The organism is Acinetobacter sp. V2 (assembly GCF_001188385.1).
GTDB lineage: Bacteria > Pseudomonadota > Gammaproteobacteria > Pseudomonadales > Moraxellaceae > Acinetobacter > Acinetobacter oleivorans.
In genome coordinates, this window is sequence record NZ_JZFB01000004.1 from 88,917 (window position 1) to 109,676 (window position 20,760).

A 20,760-nucleotide genomic window follows, 5' to 3' on the forward strand; every position below is an offset into this window, starting at 1 on the left:
GTAACACGCGGGGATATTGAAAATAATGTACTTGCAACGGGTACACTTGATGCAACCAAACTGATTAGTGTCGGTGCACAGGTATCTGGTCAGGTTAAAAAGATGTATGTGCAACTTGGCGATCAGGTTAAGCAAGGTCAACTTATTGCACAGATTGACTCAACGACCCAAGAAAATAGTTTAAAAACCTCTGATGCAAATATTAAAAATTTAGAAGCACAGCGCCTTCAGCAAGTTGCTTCTTTGAATGAAAAACAACTTGAATACCGCCGTCAGCAACAAATGTATGCACAAGATGCAACACCACGTGCGGATTTAGAATCGGCTGAGGCAAGCTATAAAACAGCTCAGGCACAAATCAAAGCGTTAGATGCACAAATCGAATCGGCAAAAGTCACAAAATCTACGGCGCAAACCAATATTGGTTATACGCGTATTGTTGCTCCAACAGATGGTACGGTTGTTGCGATTGTGACTGAAGAAGGTCAAACAGTAAACGCCAATCAAAGTGCGCCAACAATTGTCAAAATTGCAAAACTTCAAAACATGACGATCAAGGCACAGGTCAGTGAAGCTGACATTATGAAAGTTGAGAAAGGACAACAGGTTTATTTCACTACCTTAGGTGAAGACACTAAGCGTTATGCAACCTTACGTCAGATTGAACCTGCTCCAGATTCTATTTCTAGCGAATCAACAAGTACGACAAGCTCAACAACGAGTTCTGCTGTTTACTATAATGCCTTATTCGATGTGCCAAATACCGATGGTAAATTGCGTATTGATATGACTGCACAAGTTTATATCGTATTAAACTCAGCTAAAAATGCCTTGCTCGTTCCATCATCAGCACTGAGCTCTAAACAATTTTCAGGTCAAAGAAAATCAGGCCAATCATCTGATAAAGCAAACTCTACACCTGAAGCTACGAAAAAATCTCAAGGAAATGGAGCTCGTTTGGAGCGTCTTAACCTGACTGCTGAGCAAAAACAATTAATTGAACAAGGCAAATTAACGTTAAGTGTTGTACGTGTATTACAAGCTGATGGCACAACTAAACCAACTCAAATTTTGGTTGGCATTAACAACCGTGTAAATGCACAAGTTCTTGCAGGCTTAAAACAAGGTGATCAAGTTGTCATTGCCGATAGCGCCGATACTTCTGCCGCATCAGCTAATAGTAGTAATAACCGTCGCCGTAGTGGCCCAATGGGAATGTAAGCATGACAAAACAAGCTTTGCTTGAAGTCAGCAATCTAGTCCGGGAATTCCCTGCTGGCGAAAGCACGATACAAATTTTAAAAGGCATTGACCTTACCATTTACGAAGGTGAACTGGTTGCCATTGTCGGTCAGTCTGGTTCCGGTAAGTCAACACTCATGAATATTTTGGGCTGTTTAGACCGCCCTACGAGTGGTAGTTACAAGGTTAGTGGACAAGAGACCGGTAAACTCGAACCAGATCAACTCGCTCGACTACGTCGTGAGTATTTTGGTTTTATTTTCCAGCGCTACCATTTACTGGGTGATTTATCTGCTGAGGGTAACGTTGAAGTTCCGGCTGTTTATGCAGGTGTTACCCCTTCTGAGCGTAAACAACGTGCAACGGCTTTACTGACCGAATTAGGTTTAGGTACTAAAACACTCAATAGACCAAGCCAGCTCTCTGGCGGTCAGCAGCAACGTGTTTCTATTGCCCGTGCGCTCATGAATGGCGGTGACGTTATTCTGGCAGATGAACCGACAGGGGCACTCGACTCTCATAGTGGTGTTGAGGTGATGCGTATTTTGCGTGAACTCAATGCCGCTGGTCACACTATTATTTTAGTCACCCACGATATGCAAGTTGCAAAAAATGCGACGCGTATTATCGAAATTAGTGACGGAGAAATTATTAGTGACCGTCCTAATGTTCCTGATCAAGCAGCCGAACCAGGCAATTCTGATCCAGATGCCGCTCCTGCTTTACAAGGTAAACAGAAGAAAGGCAAAAGTATTTCTGCATGGCGTTCTACTTTAGATCGTTTGTCAGAAGCTTTTCAAATGGCTTTACTGTCTATGAATGCCCACCGCATGCGTACTTTTTTAACCATGCTTGGGATCATTATTGGTATTGCATCTGTGGTTACAGTGGTCGCGCTAGGTAAAGGTTCTCAACAACAAATTTTAAGTAATATTAGTAGTCTGGGAACAAATACGATTACGGTGTTTCAGGGCCGTGGTTTTGGTGATAACTCCAAAACTGCAAACTTTAAAACTTTGGTTCCTGCCGATGCTGATGCGTTAATGACTCAACCTTATGTCAGCGCAGTCAGCCCAATCGTCAGTACATCCAAAACCATGCGTTACCAACAGAATGAAGCAAATGCGACCATTAATGGTGTGAGTAACGATTATTTCGATGTAAAAGGTTTGGTCTTTAAAGATGGGCAAACTTTTGACCAACGTAGTGTGCGTGATCGTTCACAAGATGTAGTCATTGATACCAATACGCAGAAACAATTCTTTGGAGATGGTAGCAATCCAATTGGCCAAGTCGTACTGCTCGGTAGTGTACCAGCACGTATTATTGGGATTGTAGAACCGCAGACAAGCGGCATGGGTTCAGATGATACGTTAAATGTCTATATGCCTTATACAACCGTAATGAGCCGTATGTTAGGTCAATCTAATGTACGTAATATTGTGGTTCGTATTAATGACAAATATTCAACTGCTGCCGCAGAAAATGCGATTGTAAACCTATTAACTCAGCGCCATGGTGCACAAGATATTTTCACCATGAATAGTGACAGTATCCGTCAAACCATTGAGAAAACAACTAGCACAATGACGCTTCTGGTTTCAGCAATTGCCGTAATTTCACTGGTGGTTGGTGGTATCGGGGTAATGAACATTATGTTGGTTTCAGTGACTGAACGTACTCAGGAAATTGGCGTACGTATGGCCGTAGGTGCTCGTCAAAGTGATATTTTGCAGCAATTCCTAATTGAAGCAATTTTGGTGTGTTTAATTGGTGGTGTGCTTGGCGTCTTACTCTCGCTTGGCCTTGGACAACTCATTAATAAATTTGCTGGCGGTAACTTTAGCGTGGCTTATTCAAGCACTTCTATTATTGCAGCATTTGTCTGTTCAACACTGATTGGTGTCGTATTCGGTTTCTTGCCTGCTAAGAATGCCGCGAAACTTGACCCTGTTGCCGCACTATCTCGAGAATAAGGAAAATTGCATGTCTTTCTCTATGACTAAACTCAGCACAGCACTTCTTCTCACAGGTTCTCTTGTAGGATGTGCAGCTGTAGTAAAAACACCTTATGAAACGCCTGCGGTACAAGTTCCGGGTAGCTTTCAATATGACACAGCAAAAGCAAAAAACATGTCTGCCGATCAATACTCTGATCGTTGGTGGACTCTTTTTAATGATGCTCAGCTTAATCAGCTCGTAAGCAATGTATTAGAGCGTAACAGTGATTTAGCAGTTGCAGGTATTGCCTTAAAGCAAGCCCGTCTACAAGCTGATCTAACTGCAAACAAACAAGGCTTGCGTACCAGTTCTAGTGTGTCTACAGGACATTCTTTCGATTTAAATTCGGGAGATGACAGCTCTAAAGGCCTATCAATGAGTGCGGGTGTAAGCTATGAGCTTGACTTGTTTGGCAAGCTTGCACGCCAAACTGAAGCAAGTAAATGGGAGGCCTTAGCAACTGAACAAGATCTACAAGCCACTGGGCAAAGTTTAATTGCAACCACTGCCAAACTCTATTGGCAACTCGGTTATTTAAATGAGCGCTACACAACTGCCCAGCAAAGTCTAGCAACCTCTCAAAAGCTTTATGATTTGGTACAAATTCAATATAAAGCTGGTGCTGTTTCAGGTGTAGATCTGACTCAAGCAGAACAATCTGTACAAAGCCAAAAAGCAAGCTTAAGTCAAATTGAGCAACAATTGGTTGAAACACGCACGGCTATTGCAGTGCTATTACATGAGCCATTGCAACAATTAAACATTCAAGAGCCAAAGCGTTTACCTCGCACGGCTCTACCTGCAATTGGTGCTGGTTTACCTGCTGATATTTTATCTCGCCGCCCTGATTTGCAAGCAAGTGAACTCCGCTTAAGAAAAGCATTAGCCACTAAAGATGCCACTAAGGCGAGTTACTATCCATCAATTAGCTTAACCAGCAGTTTAGGTTCAAGCAGCACATCGTTAACAGAGTTATTACGTAACCCTGCTCTGACACTCGGGGCGAGTTTGAGCTTACCATTTTTGCAATATAACGATATGAAGAAAGATATCGCGATTAGCAATCTGGATTATGAAAAAGCGATTATTCAATATCGTCAAACGCTTTATCAGGCTTTTGCTGATGTAGAAAATGCTTTATCGAGTCGTACCGAACTCGACAAACAAGTAGTGTTACAGGAACGTAATGTTGAACTTGCAGAAAAAACTGAACGTTTAACCGAAGTCCGTTACCGTTATGGTGCTGTCGCATTAAAAACACTTCTCGATGCTCAGCAAACCACACGTACCGCACGTTTAAGCCTCGTTGAAACCAAACAAAGCCAATACAATGCTTATGTCACCCTCATGCAAGCTTTAGGTGGTTCACCTGTAAAAGAACTTCCTCAGTAACTTGTACCAATTAAAAAAGCCGTAGTCCTTCAACTACGGCTTTTTTAATTGGCTAAATAAGTTTTAAAACTTATTCATCATCCATCATAGATTGGCTCATACCTACAGTATTGAAACCAGCATCTACATATAGAATTTCACCAGTAATACCAGAAGCCCAAGGTGAGCATAGGAATAATGCTGCGTTACCTACTTCTTCAATGGTTACGTTACGTTTTAATGGTGCAACTTTTTCATTAGCATCTAACATTTTACGGAAAGACTTAATACCAGAAGCAGCCAAAGTACGAATTGGACCCGCAGAAATCGCGTTTACACGGATACCATCAACACCCAAGCTTGATGCTAAGTAGCGAACACCAGCTTCTAAAGAAGCTTTTGCCATACCCATTACGTTGTAGTTAGGCATAACGCGCTCAGAACCTTGATAAGTCAAAGTCAATAAACAACCTTGGCGAGCTTGTAATAAAGGTTTTGCAGCACGAGCCATTGCAATAAAGCTGTATGCACTGATGTCATGAGCAACTTTAAAACCATCACGGTCAGTCACGTCAGTGAAATCACCATCAAGCGTGTGTGCAGGTGCAAAGCCAATTGAGTGCACAACACCATCTACACCGTCCCAATGTTTTGCAAGTTCTGCAAATGCATTATCAATTTCAGCATCAACAGCAACATCACATGGAAACACAAGCTTAGAACCGAATTGCTCAGCAAATTCATCCACACGTTTTTTTAATTTTTCGTTTGGATAAGTAAACGCAAGCTCTGCACCTTCACGGTGTAATGCTTGTGCAATACCAAAAGCAATTGATAATTTACTAGCAACGCCTGCAATCAAAAAGCGCTTACCTGCTAAAAGTCCTTGTGTCATGCCGATCTCACTCAAAACAATTTCAAGCATAATGCCAATATTCAGCGGTTTTCGAAATTGCATAATGCATCTTTTTTCAAAAATCGCACGAAAAAAAATCGCTCCTGATAAGGAGCGACTTCTCGATGAATTCAATCTTAGTCGTCAGACAATAAGCCAAGTAAGCGTAAGAAAGAAATATACATCCACACTAAAGTTGCAAGTAATGCGATACCACACAACCATTCCATGAATTTTGGTGCACGATATGCTGCATTAGTTTCGATTAAATCAAAATCTAAAATCAGGTTAAGTGAAGCAATCACTGCAACAAATGCAGCAAAGCCAATGCCTAACCAGTTACTTTCAAAAATATAAGGAACACTTGAACCAAATGCTAAACGCATGACCATCTGCACGATAAATACAATAAAGATCGCCAAAGATGCCGAGATCACAACTGACTTGAACTTTTCAGTTGCGCGAATAATTTGGAATTTATATAGACCAAACATCACCAAAGTGGTGACGAAAGTTGCTAATAAAGCCTGAAGAGGAACACCTGGGTATTTCAACTGGAAAGTAAAAGAAATACCACCTAAAAAAGCCCCTTCAAATAAGGCATACGGAATTGCCAATGTTGGCGCGGTCGTTGGTTTAAACGTTGTAATTAAAGCTAAAACCAAGCCACCAATTGCACCCACAATTGAAGCCGCGTAAGCAATACCAACATTTGCAGTAAAGGCTGCATAGAAAAATAAAGCGACACCCACCGCAGCAGCAATAACTGTCAACATTACAGATTTTTGAATCGCACCTTGCACAGTCATCGGTTGACTATAGTCACTGACCGTTTCAACACGGGTCAGTATCGGGTTATTACTTTGCATAAATGCTCTCTTTTTATAATAAAAATTTAAAACATCATTTTAAGCAAAATGAATATGAAAGCCAAATCAGGCGATCGGCATTATTGTAACAATCCCCTTTAAATAATAAAAAGGGAAGCAATAGCCTCCCTTTAATATCACTCGGGCAAAGTCATTAATCTTTACCGTCAGTGTTCATAATAAAGAAATATTCACGATAGTATTTCAACTCGGAAATCGAGTCACGAATATCATCCATTGCTAAATGCGATGCATTCTTTTTCAGACCGCTCATGATTTCAGGACGCCAGCGTTTTGAAAGTTCTTTTACCGTAGATACATCAAGATTACGATAGTGGAAATACTGCTCTAGTTCAGGCATAAGACGGTGTAAGAAACGGCGATCCTGACAGATCGAGTTACCACACATCGGTGAAACTTTTGGATTCACCCATTTTTTTAGGAATTCTAAAGTTTGTAACTCAGCATCACGAGCTGTTAATTTGCTGCGACGAACTCGTTCAACCAACCCAGATTGCCCATGTTGGCGAGTATTCCACTCATCCATTGCATTTAAAATACGGTCAGGCTGGTGAACGGCTAAAACCGGACCTTCGGCAAGTACATTTAAATGATCATCTGTAATAATTGTTGCGATTTCAATAATTTGGTCATTATCGGTATCTAATCCGGTCATTTCCAGATCAATCCAAATTAATCGTGTATTTAAAGTACTGCTCATGTATGTACGTTCTAAAATGCCGTAAAAACATCAATAGTAGCAAATTTCTTGCATCTGCGCTGTAATTCTATAGCCGCTTCATGCTATTTTTGCCATCTTCAAACAGTGGTTTTTTTGGGATATGAATGGCTTTAATTCGTAAGCGTCGTTTAACTGAACAACAGCAACGTCGTATTGAAAAACAGCACAAAACTCGCCAAGAAGAGGCCGATACTTCACAAGATCTGGACGGACTCGTTGTACAACATTATGGCCGCCAACTTGAAGTACAAGCACTCTCTGTACCTGAGCATCACCCAGAAAAACCTCAAGTTGCCGAAGGAGAGCCAGAACCTTTCTGGAAACCTATCGAGCTCAAAAGCGTATGGCGCTGTCATACTCGAACAAACTTAGAATTACTTGTGACTGGTGACCGAGTTAAATGGCAAGCTGACCCAAACACGGGTTTAGGTATTATTACAGCCATTCACCCTCGTACCTCTTTACTTACCCGTCCAGACCGTTATCACAAAGTTAAACCTGTGGCAGCAAATATCAGTTTGATTGTGATTGTATTTTCACCGCTTCCTGAACCTGCACCAACGTTAATTGACCGTTATTTAGTTGCTTGTGCAGATGCTAATATTCCTGCTCTTTTAGTCCTAAATAAGTCGGATTTGTTAACCGAAAATGACCCAATTCTCACACTATTAGAAGAATATAAAACTTTGGGTTATGAAGTGATGATTTGTCAGTCTAAAAAGGGTGATATCTCTGCTTTATCTGAACGTTTAGATGGTGAAACAGTCGCTTTCGTTGGCCAATCGGGTGTAGGAAAAAGTTCTTTAATTAATGTGCTCATTCCAGAAGCAGAGCAAAAAACAAATATTATTTCTGAAAACTCTGCACTTGGTCAGCACACAACAACCTCTACACGTTTAATGAATTTCGGTAAAAATGGCGCGTTAATCGACTCACCGGGAATTCGTGAATTTGGGCTTTGGCATCTTGATTTAGAAAAAATTCGTATGGGCTTTCCAGAAATTGAAGCACATTTGGGTTCTTGCCAATTCCGTAACTGTACCCATACTCATGAAAAGAACTGTGGGTTAAAACATGCTGTAGAATCTGGTGAAATTTTACCACGGCGCCTAGATAGCTTTTTGCGTTTAAATGATGAGATTCAAGAAGCACAGCAAAAAAACTAATTTTCTGTCCGCTTTGCCCTTGAAGTGGTGATTTTGATCACCATCTATATACGCTATACTCTAGGTCAATTTTGTTTTTAATTTTTTTTAGGTGACTTGTGGAACGCTGGTTAGAGTTTATGGGGAATCACCCCATTTTGTTTGGTACGCTCGGAGTCTTGGTCGTGTTGTTCTTCATCTTTGAAGGTCAACGTAACGGTCGTAAAATTTCACCACAGTCGCTTGGTATTTTAGTGAAAGCGAAAAATGCCATACTCATCGACTTGCGCGATAGTAAAGACTTCCGTGAAGGTCATATTAGTGGTAGCCGCAATATTCCTTTCAGCCAAATTGCAAGTCATGCTGATGAATTAAAAGCAAGTGAACGTCCATTAGTATTTATTTGCAACCTCGGGCAAGTCGCTGGTAGTGCTTTGCAAAAAGTTGCTCACCATGACAGCTATCGTCTTGATGGTGGCATTAGTAACTGGAAAGCACAAGGCTTACCTCTTGTAAAAAGCAAACCAAAAGCTTAAGGAGAATTATTATGGCTGCAAATGTCATTGTTTACTCAACTTCTGTATGCCCGTATTGTGTTCGTGCTAAACAGTTACTTGAGCGTAAAGGTGTTGCTTACAAAGAAGTAAATCTTTCTGTTGAAGCACCGGAAGTGCGTGTTGAATTAATGCAACGCACTAATCATCGTACTGTCCCACAAATTTTTATTAACGATCAGTTTATTGGTGGTTTTGACCAACTTTATGCTTTAGAGCGTGAAGGTAAACTCGACGAATTATTGGCTTAATCTCGCATCCATATTAAGGAAAAAACAATGAGCGAAGAACAACAAGTTCAACCACAATTAGCTTTAGAGCGTATTTATACAAAAGATATTTCTTTTGAGGTTCCTGGGGCACAAGTTTTTACTAAACAATGGCAACCTGAACTCAATATCAATCTTTCTTCTGCTGCAGAAAAAATTGATCCAACTCATTTTGAAGTTTCTTTAAAAGTTGTGGTACAAGCCGATAACGACAACGAAACAGCGTTCATTGTAGATATCACTCAATCAGGTATTTTCTTAATTGATAATATCGAAGAAGATCGCTTACCGTATATTTTAGGCGCTTATTGCCCAAATATTTTGTTCCCGTTCTTACGTGAAGCGGTAAATGATTTAGTGACTAAAGGTAGCTTCCCACAGTTACTTCTTACACCAATCAACTTTGATGCAGAGTTCGAAGCGAATATGCAACGTGCTCAAGCTGTTGAAGGTCAAGCTTAATTTTATAGCTTGCTCTAAACTAAAAAAACCGCGTAATTCGCGGTTTTTTTATGTCTGCTATTCGCTTATTAAGTATCAAGTGAATGAAGCTGAATTGTAGGAAACTGAAAACCACGGCAAGATAATTCTGAACGCCATGCCACTGTTAAAATCATATTACCCACAACGAAGTTTTGATAAGCAAATGTCCCGATCAGTGGATGAGAACATATTCCGCCACGGTCTGTAGGATGTGCTTGAGTATTTAAAGTATTTAAATCTAAACGGATACCAAGGCCTGAAGCTTTTAGAACAGCCTCTTTTGTCGTCCAGACTTTAAACCAATATTCTCTATCTTGTTCTAGACTTTGCCATGTTGCATATTCATCGGGATGAAATGCATGCTGCGCTAGAGCTTCCAAACGTACTTTACGGTCTAACTCTTCAACGTCTATACCGATATCTTTAACATGCTGACTCATCGCTAAAGCATAATATTGTTGGCTATGAGAGTGATTAAAATTTAAATCGTGATTCAATAAATAGGGCTTGCCATGCTCATGCTTTGCAAACTCCAAATCCGTTATTTTAATTTGTAATTTCTGTGCTAACAGCTCGTTTCTAATATTATGTATTTGCTGTTTTTTATAATGATTAAATGTACGAAAGTCTGGAAAATCTTGTTTAGATTTTAAAAGAAGCTGGGACAATGTCTGTGTGTAGACTTCAATATTACGTTTAGACATTATCCCGACCTTATTTAAAATTAATTAGAATTTAACCACGTCGCCTTTTAAGGTAACACCCGCCATCATGGCACCTTTATAGCAATCGTAAGTTGTCGTACTTGTAGTTTCATTGGCTTTAAAATAGCTCACAATATTAGTAACAGCGTTTGCACCTTGTGCTTTAGCATTGTTTTGCATTTGGATCAGTGCTGAACGTAAAACCCAGTCACAAGACGTTGCTGCTGACTTACCAAAACCATTGGTTTTTTTATTGGTTACTGCATCTTTTTGAATAATTTTACCGCCAGACTTTGTACCCTTTAAATAAAACTTTACTGAACCATCTAAAGTCCCATCTGCAACTGCACGGTCTACAGCTTCTTTAAAATTTAACTGATGTACTTCATCTCCAGCCTGAACAGTGGCAGTAAAACCCGCACTTAGCATTGCTATAAATAAAAGTTTTTTATTTAACATTGTTGTGTTCCTTATTGTTTAACACGTTTAAAAATAAGCGAAGTATTAATTCCGCCAAAAGCAAAGTTATTGCTCATAATAATGTCAGCATCCAAAGTTCTCGGTTGCTGAACGATATAATCTAGATCACCGCACAATGGGTCGATTTCATCTAGGTTTAAAGTTGGAATAAAGCGGCCACGATTCATCATTTCAATGCTCAGCCAAGCTTCAATAGCTCCACACGCCCCCAGCGTATGTCCAAAGTAGCTTTTTAAAGAGCTGATCGGTTTACGTCCTAAAACTGTTGCTGTCGCCTGACTTTCAGCTACATCCCCCTGATCTGTTGAGGTACCGTGCGCATTAACATAAGCGATGTCTTTAGCGTCTACAGATGCATCTTTAAGTGCCAATTGCATACAGCGCCCCATCATCTCGGCGTCTGGTTTAGTTACATGTTGACCATCAGTATTGCTACCGTAGCCAATCACCTCTGCATAGATATGAGCACCTCGAGCTTTGGCATGTTCGTATTCTTCTAAAATTAAACAGCCCGCCCCTTCACCAATCACCAATCCATCTCGCTTGGCATCAAATGGACGCGGTGTTTTTTCTGGTTGGTCATTCATGCCACTGGTCGCGAACAATACATCAAAAACCGCTGCACCTGCTGCACTAAGTTCCTCAGCACCACCCGCAATCATAACCTGTTGTTTGCCATATTTAATTGCTTCATAGGCTTGCCCAATGGCCATAGAGCCAGAAGTACATGCACTTGAGGTCGGTAAAGTTAAGCCTTTTAGACCAAAATATACGGTCATATTCACCGCACTTGTGTGGGCCATCATACGAATATAAGTGGTTGCATTGATCTTACTCATGCTCTGATGAAGCAACATGCTAGCAAACTCACCCACAGCCTCTACACTACCCGCAGAAGAACCAAAAGCAACACCGGCTTCGCCACTAGACAAAATTTCATGCCCAAGCAAACCAGCATTTTGTAAAGCAGTTTCGGCACAAACCACAGACATAAGGGCTACACGCCCCATCCCGCGGGTAACCTTACGGTTAAAATGTTTTGGAACATGGAATGTTTCAACAGGGCCAGCAAGCTTGGTCCGAAGATCAACATATTGCTCCCACTCTGGCATGTAGCGTATACCGCTTTTGGCAGCGTCAAATCGAGCAAAGATCTCATCGGAGGTTTCACCTAAAGAGGTAATTCCTGCCATTCCCGTCACGACCACACGTTTCATCAGATGAGTCCCCCATTTACAGAAATAACCTGTCGGGTTACATACGAGGCTTCATCTGAACACAAAAATTTCACCACGCTCGCCACTTCATCGACCTGTCCCATGCGTTGCAACGGAATCATTTTAAGCGCATGTTCTTTGACTTCATCTGTCACCATTTCAGTTTCGATCAACCCTGGTGCAACACAGTTCACAGTAATTTTTCGCTTCGCCAATTCGAGGGCCAAAGCCTTGGTCGCACCAATCAGACCTGCTTTTGCAGCACTATAGTTAACCTGACCACGGTTACCCATAATCCCAGAAACCGAAGATAAGGTGACAATACGACCACCTTTACGCAAGTGAATCATTGGCATAACTAATGGTTTTAATACGTTATAAAAACCGTCTAGGGACGTTGAAATAACTTCATCCCAATCTTGATCGGTGAGTGCAGGAAAAGCTCCATCATGAGTAAGACCTGCATTCAATACAACACCATAGAATCCGCCATGCTGCTCTACATCTTGCTCTAAAATCTGTTGAACCGTCTGGCGTTCATTTACATCAAACATTAGATAATGGCTATTTTGTCCTAATGCTTGAATCTCTTGTACGACTTGCTCAGCCTCTGCCTGACGCGAACGTGCATGCACGGTCACATCAAAACCAGCCTTTGCTAGTTGTAACGCAATCGCTTTCCCAATTCCTCGACTTGAACCTGTTACTAAAATTCGTCTTGTCACAATGTATTCCTAATTCTTTGTGGTTATTCAAATGGTGATTCTGTTGGCTCAAATACACTTAACGTTGCCTGAATGCAGTGCTCAGCATATTGAATTTCACAGGAAAATTGCCCAAGTCCTTCATGAAAATATTGTTGTTCTATTTGAATGATCAATCGTGAACCTAAGGTGAAATAAGGGATCGGTAAATTTAACTTACGCGTTCCCAATAAAAAACCGACTTTTGGCGCTTGTTTTGACTGCTGACCTTGCCAGCCTGAATAAGCACTAATCGTTTGTGCCATAATTTCAATGCTTGCCCATGTCGGCAAACCTTCTGCTTCACAAAACATAAGCTCTGGCGTAATCGTGAGTTCTGCTTGCGCTCGCCCTTCTGCAACCTCGGTTAAATGATCAATAAATACCATCGGTTGCTCATGAGGAATATATTGAATTGCATCTAGTTTCACTAGGGCTTCACTCCAAAAACAAGACTAATATTACTTCCCCCAAAAGCAAAAGAATTACTCATGACATAGCGGATGGGCTGTTTTAGTTCGGCATTTTGCACATAGTTTTGGTCAGCTAAATCTGGATCAATCTCAACACTTTGATGTAAAGGCAACCAACTTTGATCTTTTAAAACTTGCTCACAAATAAAAGCTTCGATGGCACCCGCTGCACCGAGGCAATGTCCAGTTTTATGTTTGGTACTACTCAAAGCAACTTGGTAATCACCAAAAACTTGCCTTACAGCCTTAATTTCCATTGCGTCATTTTGTGGAGTTGCTGTTCCATGCAAGTTGATATAACCCACCTCTTGAGCGGAAATATGTGCCATATCTAATGCACGTTGCATAGCTAAAGCAGCACCTTTACCTTCAGGGTGCGGGGCTGAAATGTGCCATGCATCCATGGACTCACCCGCCCCCATTAACATGACAGGTGCTTGTTCTTTACTTAGTACAAAAAACGCAGCGGCTTCACCAATATTAATACCATCACGGTTTAGACCGCAGGGTTGGCAAACATGTTCAGATAAACTTTCTAGACTATTAAATCCATTTAGCGTCAACTTACACAAGGTATCAACGCCACCAACCAGCACAACATCGGCTAAATCTGCGTGAAGTAATCTCTGCCCTGCGGCTAATGCTTTAGCGCTTGAAGAACAAGCTGTTGAAATCGTATAGGCTGGCCCTTCCCATCCTAAGTACTGCTGTAATGCTTTCGCTAAACAGCTCATTTCTTGAGGATAATGAGATATTGATAGATCTGTTTGCCCTTGAAAATATTGCTTAAGTAAGAGTTCATTATCTGCAATACCAGAGGTAGATGTACCTACCACAATGGCTAAACGTTTATTTTCAAAGGATGCGGTATAAGCTTTTAACTCTGTTTCTATTTCAGATAATGCGGTTAATGCAAAACGTAGATTACGTGAATCTACAGACTGTAAAGCATCAGGTACGCTTGAACATAATGGATGCGTATATTGCCCCACCCAAACATCACGATCAGCGATTAAATCATTACGCAAACTCAAGGCTTGCTGTGGCTGTTGTAATGCCTGTTTAATTTGATTAAGTTCACAGCCTAATGCAGATAAACCAACACTAAATTGTATGCCTACTGCCATTGGAGCTGCATTTTTTGAAGATAAATGTTTCATGGCGTAGGACTTTCTTCAGTCTGCAAGGTGTTCTCAATCGAACTCAGCGTCATGGTATAAGGGACTTGTTCATTAATCAATTCAATGCTTCCTTGCCCCTGTTTAAGCTGCAACACAGGTTGCTTTTCAATATAAACAACCTGCTTGTCTGCTTGTTGTTTCATCTCTACAGCTTGCTGCCCTAAATGCGAAAACTGAGGGTATGTCGCAAACAAAAGGTCACGCACCACAAACTCAAAAGGCAATAAACGCATTTGATCAATACGCTGTTCAACATGAACCCGATGCCCATCAAACTGTAACTTAAATAATTGCTGGCCTGTCAGGCTTAAAGCGACCATATCCAGTACAGCACCCTTTTGCTGTTGATATAACAAGAAGCTAAAACTTTGCTGCTTCCACTGAACTTCAACCTGATCTTGTCTTTGATAAGTCTGAGCCTGCCATAGTGGACTTTGCAGTCCTTTGGCATGTGGCATGACCTGACAACCATTTAAAAATATAAAGCTACTGAGTAATATCGTTGCCCATTTGCGTTGCATGGTTATCCCTCAAGTACCTGTTCTTGCACCAAGCCTTCACGACAATATTCTGCCAAGGTGCTGAGTCTACGTTTGGCATTTTTATGAATCGGATTTTTTTCATCCCACGCATAACCAGCCAATAATGAAGAAATCATACGGCGAATACCTTCATTCTGATTTTGCGAGAACACCACATCTTGGAACTCGCCTTCGTACCATGACTCAACATAGGCACGAAATACCTGAATGCCGCGGCGTAATGGTTTTTCATATTCTTCTAACCAGTCGAGTTGCTCACCTTGTAAAACTCGTTCAACTAAAGGAACCGCCAAACTTGAAGATTTAAGAGCAATCGTCACACCTGATGAAAAGACTGGATCAAGAAACTCACCCGCATTACCTAATAGCGCATAGTTGCGGTCTGCCAAATGTTTTACATTCGCTGAATAACCAACCAAGGTGCGCACTGGTGTATCAAACTTTGCACGGCGCAGAACATGTGACAAGCTTGGTTCATCAGCCAAAATACGCTTAAACATTGCTTCAGGCTCATTATCTTCAGCATTTTCGACCGTGTATTTGTCAAAAAAGTCTTGTTCTGCAACGATACCGAAAGAAGCCCGTCCATCTGCAAATGGAATCAACCAATACCATGCACGGTGATCTTTTTCATGGACAGTAATTAAAATTTTATTACGATCAAACTCTGGGTCATCTGTAATACCATCTTCAACATGGGTAAACAGCGCACGTCGTACTGGAAAATTTGATGGGCTCTCTAAATCTAATAACTTTGGCAAAATTCGCCCAAAGCCACTCGCATCTAATAAGAATTTAGTTTGAATCTGATAACGCTGTTGCTCTTCATCAATTACTGTAAGTACAGGCTGTTCAGATGCAACATCAACATCTAAAACCTCATGCCCAAAGCGTATATCAGCACCATAAGCTTGAGCCTGTTTTGCTAGTAGGTTATCAAAATCTGCACGGCGAACTTGCCAAGTTGTTCCCGGACCATCGGTAAATTTTTCTGTAAAGTCATAAAAGCTACGCTGTTTGCCGCGTAGAAAAGCTGCCCCATTTTTAAATTGAAAAGCATATTGCTCAACATGCTCACGGACTGTTTCTAATAAACCAGCCTCTTCTAAAAATGCCATAGATTGTGGTAACAATGATTCACCAATCGAAAAACGAGGGAAATGCTGTTTTTCAATGACCGTAACGGTATAGCCCTTTTTTCGAAGAAGTGCAGCAGCAGAACTACCTGATGGCCCAGCCCCAATAATCACGATGTCAATTTTTTCTATAGTGCTCATAGCACAACTTCCTTTTTAATTTATTCAAATTATGAATGGTCTTGTAAATTTACAATATGTTTTTCATCTGCAGGGGTTAACAAAGTCGCATAGATAAACGAGAAAATAACCCCGAATAAAACCGTTAAACCAAAACAATGAATTGCATAAGTATGGCTAAATGAAAGTAATCCAAAGCCAAGTAAGGTCGACATCATACATAAAAATAATGCCATTCCAACTACTTGTGGGTGATCATGTCCATGGCGGTAGAAAATTGCATAGTCGACACCAATCCCAATAATCAGAAAAGTTGCCATAATACTAAACAGGTTAATCTCGACACCTATCCATGCCTGAATAGCAAAAGTGCTCAGTAATGCCAAGCTGACTGGCAGGACCAAAGGCACAATCGAACTTAATCCATAAATAAGCGCCAAACCAACTGCCAGACCAATTAAGGCATAAATCAGAAGATGTTGAGCCTGTACTCGATGTTCAGCAAACATTTGCGACATTTCGGTAATCGGTTGTTGGAAATGTATATGCTCATTCTGAAGCTGCTTTAACACTTCAGGCTGTTTTGCACCTGTCACCATCACTAATCGTTCATTGGCTTGAGGTTGTAAAAAAGCTAAAGGATGATCTTTAAATACAGAAAAATCTAATAACGGTTGTGTCGCCAGTTGCTGTTGCCACTGTAAAACATCATTAACATTTAGCCCCATGCTTTGTGCATACTGCTGCAAAGTCGCTTTTGGAATATTTCTTAATAGTTGTAGATTATTTTGCTGCTCTGCCAATGGTGGAATCCATTGTCCCAAAGCTTGAAATGCACTGATTTTCCCTTGTGACTGTAACTGTTGCAAATGTCCAATCAGTTGCTGCTCTTGTTGCTGCATTTCATTTGCAGAGGTTGCACGCACCACAAAATAATCACTACTTTGTTGCTGGCCAAATTGCTCACGAACCGCTTGGTCTTGCTGTTTTAAGCTCGCGTCCATACCTTGTAAATTACGAATATCATCGTTACTTTTAAGATAGAAAAGACTCGCCGTCCCTACTGCTAAAATGATTACAATCAAGCTATAACGGACTGTGGTTCGTTGCTGAAACCATAACCGTGCGTGTCCAATCCACGATAATGCTTTTATTGCTGGTTGGGCATTGAGTGCAGGTAATCTTGGTAATAGCAATACACTGCTGATCCACGCCGCAGTTAATCCTACAATTGAAAAGACTGCAATCTGCTTGAACCCAGGAAACGGAGTAAAACTCAAAAAGATGTAAGCAACCAATGTGGTCATTAAGCCCATAAACAAACTTGGTAATAGTGGTTTTAAAATTTGAAAACCACCAAGCTTTCTATGCTGCGATTGCATCGCCATAAAATAAAAAGAAAAGTCGACACAGACACCAATCAGACTTGCACCAAAGACCAATGTCATCAGGTGAATTTCACCAAACACCCAATGTGTGACCGCAAACGCCACAAAGCTTCCAGTCGAAACTGCAATAAACTCGGTCGCCAAAGGCCGTAGTGAGCGAAAGCCGAACCAAACCAGAAAAATTAAGCCCAGTGTCGAGCCAACACCAATGGTTGATATTTCCTGTTTAGCCGATTGCGTCCCAAAATTTGAAAATAAAATAGTTCCAGTCCAATGAGATTTTAATCCCATTGCAGCTAACTTTTGCTTAGTTTGCTCAATCCAAGTAGAGGTCTGTTCTTGGTAATCAATATTGTATGGGCTTTGCGTCAACTGTAATACGAAAAGCCGAGAGATACCTTGCTCATGATGAATTGTGGCGAAACCCTGCTCCATTTCAATATCTTGTTGTGACGGGGTTGCCAACTGCATAGCATAACGAGGGAACAATAATAGCGGGTCTTGCTTAAGTGATTCAGCAGTGACAGGCATACCTGGACTCATCATCTGCATCAGACTTTGTTCAGTCAGCGCAGCATAATCCTTTTTTTGCAATAAGGCTTGATCTTGAGCACTCAACAATCCTGCGCGATGTTGATACAACTGTTTTGCAAATTGATCAAAATCAAGTTGTGGCTTCAGCGATTGCCACAACTGGCTTTGCTTGGCCTGCGCTGTTAAGAAATGAGTCGCTTGTTGTATCGCAGCTTCATCTTTGGCATCTACCACCACAAATACTTTATTGTTGAGTTGCTCATTCATGTACTGCTGAGTACGTGCAAGTTCTGGGTCCTGCTGAACTTTAGGCAATAACGCAAAAATATTAGTTTGAATATGAATATCTTTATTCAGCCACGTCACGCCAAGCCCCACAGCAACCAATAGCAGAGCAATTAACCAAAGCGCGGTGAACTTATTTTGCCAGTTGGAAAATCGCATGCTCAGCAGCCGTTAGAGTCGTCGGTTGAGAAGTCTGGTGACTAAAGCGGATGGTCGTTAAATTATTCGCTTTCTCGGTAATCACGATTTGGTTGACGTACTGTTGACCTTGAGCATCAACACGCACAAATAACTTTTTAAACAAGCTACTTTTCGGAGTTAAGCTCATGCTCCAACCCGCTGGACTATAATTCGCACTTACCACATTAAAATTCTTTGCCAAAGCCTGTTCATTACCAGACATGAGCTGTAAGAATAAAGTCGCGACCGAACTATATGGCGATTGATCAACTTGTATTTGGCTAAATGTACGCTGAGTTTTCTGTACCAATTTGGTTGGGGTAACGATCAAATCTGCTTGCACAGGTCGTTTGATTTGCCATGCTACACCATAAGATTTTGAGAACAACAAAGAGCCGTTCGATACAAAAGTTTTATTCAACGATGGCAATTTTTTTTGCTGTTCAAAATCAGCACGAACCGTAGGAGACTGTGATAGTTGCTGAAAAATTTGAGTGATCTGTGTTGGCGCTGCATAGACCGCACTTAAACTGCTCATCCAAACAGCAGCAGCTAAACCTAAAGTTTTGATGAATTGAGACATCACGCATTCCTCTTCGGTTGAAACTCAGACCATGCATTCAAGCGATCAAACAAAACCTGTGGCGATTGAAAACACATTTCACGGGCTTCAATATTCACCGCAACCTGTGTGGTATAACCCTTGGTTAAACGTTTTCCTGACTCAGCATCAAAAATCAAATAATCAATTTTTAAGCGGTTTTCCCATTCTTTTAAAATGGCCCGAACCCGAATCTTTTGTTCAAACTCAATACCGTATGCATAGCGGACATGGCTTTCAATCACAGGCCATGCATAGCCTGATTCTTTCATCTGCATATAGTTGTAATGAAATTGATCGAGCAATTTACAGCGCGCAATCTCAAAATATTTTAAATAGTGTCCATGCCAAACCACATTCATGGTATCGACATCATGAAATGGAATTTCAATGATTACATCTGCATGCATTGGCTCACCTTATCCCATAAATTCTGGTTGATTAAACAATTCAAGTTGGTCTAAACGATCAACAATCTGTTGTAATTCGGTTTGTAATGGTCGGTCTTCTTCGACAAATGCAAAACTTTGTAAGGTCCATTGCATAAACGTTTGCAATGTTGGACTTAACTGTGCCGTTAAACCTTTCAGATGAATCGCCTGCACACTGGCGCAGCACAGCGCTGCAATGACTTGCTGTGTTAAAGTAATTACGCGGCTCGCATCACGCGCAGCAATAGTTCCCATGCTAACTTTGTCTTGGTTATGACATTCGGTTGACCGTGAAAAAATTGAAGCTGCCAAAGTGTTTTTTAAGGCTTCAGCCGTCCACGCCGACACCCCAATTTGTACCGCTTTAAAACCATGATTCAATGGTAAACGTTCAGCCGTTGCACCGGTTAAATTACGCGGTAAACCATGATTCATTTTATGATCGACTAGCTGTGCAATCTGTCTATCCATCAAATCAGCAATATTGGCAATCATAATTTTTAAGCTATCCATTGCTTGTGCAATGTGCCCACCGTAAAAATGACCGCCATGCAATACACGCATCCCTACGGGATCAATCAGTGGATTGTCGTTACTTGAATTCAGCTCATTTTCAATAAACTGACGTAACCATACTTTTGAGTCTTCAAACACACCAATAATGTGTGGTGCACAACGAAGCGAATAACGGTCTTGCAAGCGTGGGCTTTGATGTGCTGTTTGTACTTCACTGTTCAGCCAATCACGTAATTGCTTGGCAACTTGCTGCTGCCCCGGATGGGGCTTTTGTGCAAATAGTACTTCATCAAAATGACTAGGATTACCTTCCAAAGCCAATACATTTAGAGCAGTAATTAAAGTACTTGCAAGTGCAATTTGCTCTGCTTTTTTATAATTTAAACATGCAATTGCCGTCATCACTGCAGTGCCGTTCATGAGCGCCAAACCTTCTTTAGGTCTAAGCGTTAAAGGCAGCATATTTTTTTCAGCATAGACTTGAGCAACAGGAACAATTTGCCCATCGACATAGACATCACGCTCACCGACTAAAGTTCCCGCAATATAAGACAACGGCGTTAAGTCACCACTTGCCCCGACTGAACCTTCAGATGGAATGACTGGAATTACATTTTCATTCAGCAACCAAACCAAGCGCTCAAGTAGTGCTATCGAC

The 20,760-nt window shown here is 41.1% G+C and carries 22 protein-coding genes; 7 read left to right on the forward strand and 15 right to left on the reverse strand.

Annotated features, from left to right (window positions below; translation table 11 throughout):
* From UC75_RS13360 to UC75_RS13370, 3 genes are all read left to right on the forward strand, one after another.
* The coding region (locus UC75_RS13360) for a MacA family efflux pump subunit (RefSeq protein ID WP_228137370.1) at positions 1 to 1,221 on the forward strand (1,221 nt) is incomplete at its 5' end.
* A 2-nt stretch (positions 1,222 to 1,223) separates the two neighbouring features.
* Positions 1,224 to 3,218 carry a MacB family efflux pump subunit gene (locus UC75_RS13365; protein ID WP_005302315.1) on the forward strand — a complete coding sequence of 665 codons (1,995 nt, stop codon included), beginning with the start codon at positions 1,224 to 1,226 and terminating at the stop codon, positions 3,216 to 3,218.
* A gap of 22 nt (positions 3,219 to 3,240) precedes the next feature.
* Positions 3,241 to 4,635 (forward strand): efflux transporter outer membrane subunit, encoded by a 1,395-nt coding sequence (locus UC75_RS13370; RefSeq protein WP_128825289.1) that lies wholly within the window; start codon positions 3,241 to 3,243, stop codon positions 4,633 to 4,635.
* A 70-nt stretch (positions 4,636 to 4,705) separates the two neighbouring features.
* Here UC75_RS13370 and UC75_RS13375 read toward each other — a convergent pair whose 3' ends face one another.
* The 3 genes from UC75_RS13375 to orn form a co-directional block, all read right to left on the reverse strand.
* Positions 4,706 to 5,509: an enoyl-ACP reductase FabI gene (locus tag UC75_RS13375; RefSeq protein ID WP_023274323.1), complete on the reverse strand. Its 804-nt coding sequence runs from the start codon at positions 5,507 to 5,509 to the stop codon at positions 4,706 to 4,708.
* Between the two features lie 137 nt (positions 5,510 to 5,646).
* Complete coding sequence (locus UC75_RS13380; protein ID WP_004794670.1) at positions 5,647 to 6,378, reverse strand: Bax inhibitor-1/YccA family membrane protein; 732 nt, start codon at positions 6,376 to 6,378, stop codon at positions 5,647 to 5,649.
* Between the two features lie 154 nt (positions 6,379 to 6,532).
* On the reverse strand, positions 6,533 to 7,099 hold the full coding sequence (gene orn / locus UC75_RS13385; RefSeq protein WP_004794671.1) for an oligoribonuclease: 567 nt from the start codon (positions 7,097 to 7,099) through the stop codon (positions 6,533 to 6,535).
* A 125-nt stretch (positions 7,100 to 7,224) separates the two neighbouring features.
* On the opposite strand from orn, the gene rsgA reads away from it, so the two are divergent.
* The 4 genes from rsgA to secB all read left to right on the forward strand — a co-directional run bounded on the left by rsgA (position 7,225) and on the right by secB (position 9,550).
* On the forward strand, positions 7,225 to 8,286 hold the full coding sequence (gene rsgA, locus UC75_RS13390; protein WP_005302303.1) for a small ribosomal subunit biogenesis GTPase RsgA: 1,062 nt from the start codon (positions 7,225 to 7,227) through the stop codon (positions 8,284 to 8,286).
* A 98-nt stretch (positions 8,287 to 8,384) separates the two neighbouring features.
* Entirely contained in the window at positions 8,385 to 8,801 is a 417-nt protein-coding gene (locus tag UC75_RS13395) for a rhodanese-like domain-containing protein (protein ID WP_003654928.1), read from the forward strand.
* A gap of 11 nt (positions 8,802 to 8,812) precedes the next feature.
* Positions 8,813 to 9,070, forward strand: coding sequence for a glutaredoxin 3 (gene grxC / locus UC75_RS13400; protein WP_002114715.1), 258 nt, complete (start codon positions 8,813 to 8,815; stop codon positions 9,068 to 9,070).
* A 27-nt stretch (positions 9,071 to 9,097) separates the two neighbouring features.
* On the forward strand, positions 9,098 to 9,550 hold the full coding sequence (gene secB, locus UC75_RS13405) for a protein-export chaperone SecB (protein WP_003654925.1): 453 nt from the start codon (positions 9,098 to 9,100) through the stop codon (positions 9,548 to 9,550).
* Positions 9,551 to 9,618: 68 nt separating this feature from the next.
* Here the strand turns inward: secB and UC75_RS13410 are convergent, their stop codons facing one another.
* The 12 genes from UC75_RS13410 to UC75_RS13465 form a co-directional block, all read right to left on the reverse strand.
* The gene (locus UC75_RS13410) at positions 9,619 to 10,275 is read right to left on the reverse strand and encodes a 4'-phosphopantetheinyl transferase family protein (RefSeq protein WP_049837892.1); all 657 of its coding nucleotides are present in this window, start codon (positions 10,273 to 10,275) and stop codon (positions 9,619 to 9,621) included.
* Between the two features lie 24 nt (positions 10,276 to 10,299).
* Positions 10,300 to 10,734 carry a hypothetical protein gene (locus UC75_RS13415; protein ID WP_049837893.1) on the reverse strand — a complete coding sequence of 145 codons (435 nt, stop codon included), beginning with the start codon at positions 10,732 to 10,734 and terminating at the stop codon, positions 10,300 to 10,302.
* Between the two features lie 11 nt (positions 10,735 to 10,745).
* Positions 10,746 to 11,972 carry a beta-ketoacyl-ACP synthase gene (locus UC75_RS13420; protein WP_049837894.1) on the reverse strand — a complete coding sequence of 409 codons (1,227 nt, stop codon included), beginning with the start codon at positions 11,970 to 11,972 and terminating at the stop codon, positions 10,746 to 10,748.
* Positions 11,972 to 12,697: a 3-ketoacyl-ACP reductase FabG2 gene (locus tag UC75_RS13425; protein ID WP_004794677.1), complete on the reverse strand. Its 726-nt coding sequence runs from the start codon at positions 12,695 to 12,697 to the stop codon at positions 11,972 to 11,974. The genes UC75_RS13420 and UC75_RS13425 overlap by 1 nt, the downstream gene beginning before the upstream one ends.
* Before the next feature lie 23 nt (positions 12,698 to 12,720).
* Positions 12,721 to 13,146, reverse strand: coding sequence for a 3-hydroxylacyl-ACP dehydratase (locus UC75_RS13430; protein ID WP_049837895.1), 426 nt, complete (start codon positions 13,144 to 13,146; stop codon positions 12,721 to 12,723).
* Positions 13,146 to 14,348: a beta-ketoacyl-[acyl-carrier-protein] synthase family protein gene (locus UC75_RS13435; RefSeq protein WP_049837896.1), complete on the reverse strand. Its 1,203-nt coding sequence runs from the start codon at positions 14,346 to 14,348 to the stop codon at positions 13,146 to 13,148. Before UC75_RS13435 ends, UC75_RS13430 begins: the two co-directional genes overlap by 1 nt.
* A complete protein-coding gene (locus UC75_RS13440) occupies positions 14,345 to 14,890 on the reverse strand; it encodes a DUF3261 domain-containing protein (protein ID WP_016142227.1) in 546 nt (181 codons plus the stop codon). Before UC75_RS13440 ends, UC75_RS13435 begins: the two co-directional genes overlap by 4 nt.
* 2 nt (positions 14,891 to 14,892) lie before the next feature.
* Complete coding sequence (locus UC75_RS13445) at positions 14,893 to 16,188, reverse strand: NAD(P)/FAD-dependent oxidoreductase (protein ID WP_049837897.1); 1,296 nt, start codon at positions 16,186 to 16,188, stop codon at positions 14,893 to 14,895.
* A 29-nt stretch (positions 16,189 to 16,217) separates the two neighbouring features.
* Positions 16,218 to 18,533 carry an MMPL family transporter gene (locus UC75_RS13450; protein ID WP_049837898.1) on the reverse strand — a complete coding sequence of 772 codons (2,316 nt, stop codon included), beginning with the start codon at positions 18,531 to 18,533 and terminating at the stop codon, positions 16,218 to 16,220.
* Positions 18,508 to 19,137 (reverse strand): LolA family protein, encoded by a 630-nt coding sequence (locus tag UC75_RS13455; protein WP_049837899.1) that lies wholly within the window; start codon positions 19,135 to 19,137, stop codon positions 18,508 to 18,510. Before UC75_RS13455 ends, UC75_RS13450 begins: the two co-directional genes overlap by 26 nt.
* A complete protein-coding gene (locus UC75_RS13460) occupies positions 19,137 to 19,565 on the reverse strand; it encodes an acyl-CoA thioesterase (RefSeq protein ID WP_000542808.1) in 429 nt (142 codons plus the stop codon). Before UC75_RS13460 ends, UC75_RS13455 begins: the two co-directional genes overlap by 1 nt.
* A gap of 9 nt (positions 19,566 to 19,574) precedes the next feature.
* The coding region (locus UC75_RS13465) for an HAL/PAL/TAL family ammonia-lyase (RefSeq protein ID WP_228137371.1) at positions 19,575 to 20,760 on the reverse strand (1,186 nt) is incomplete at its 5' end.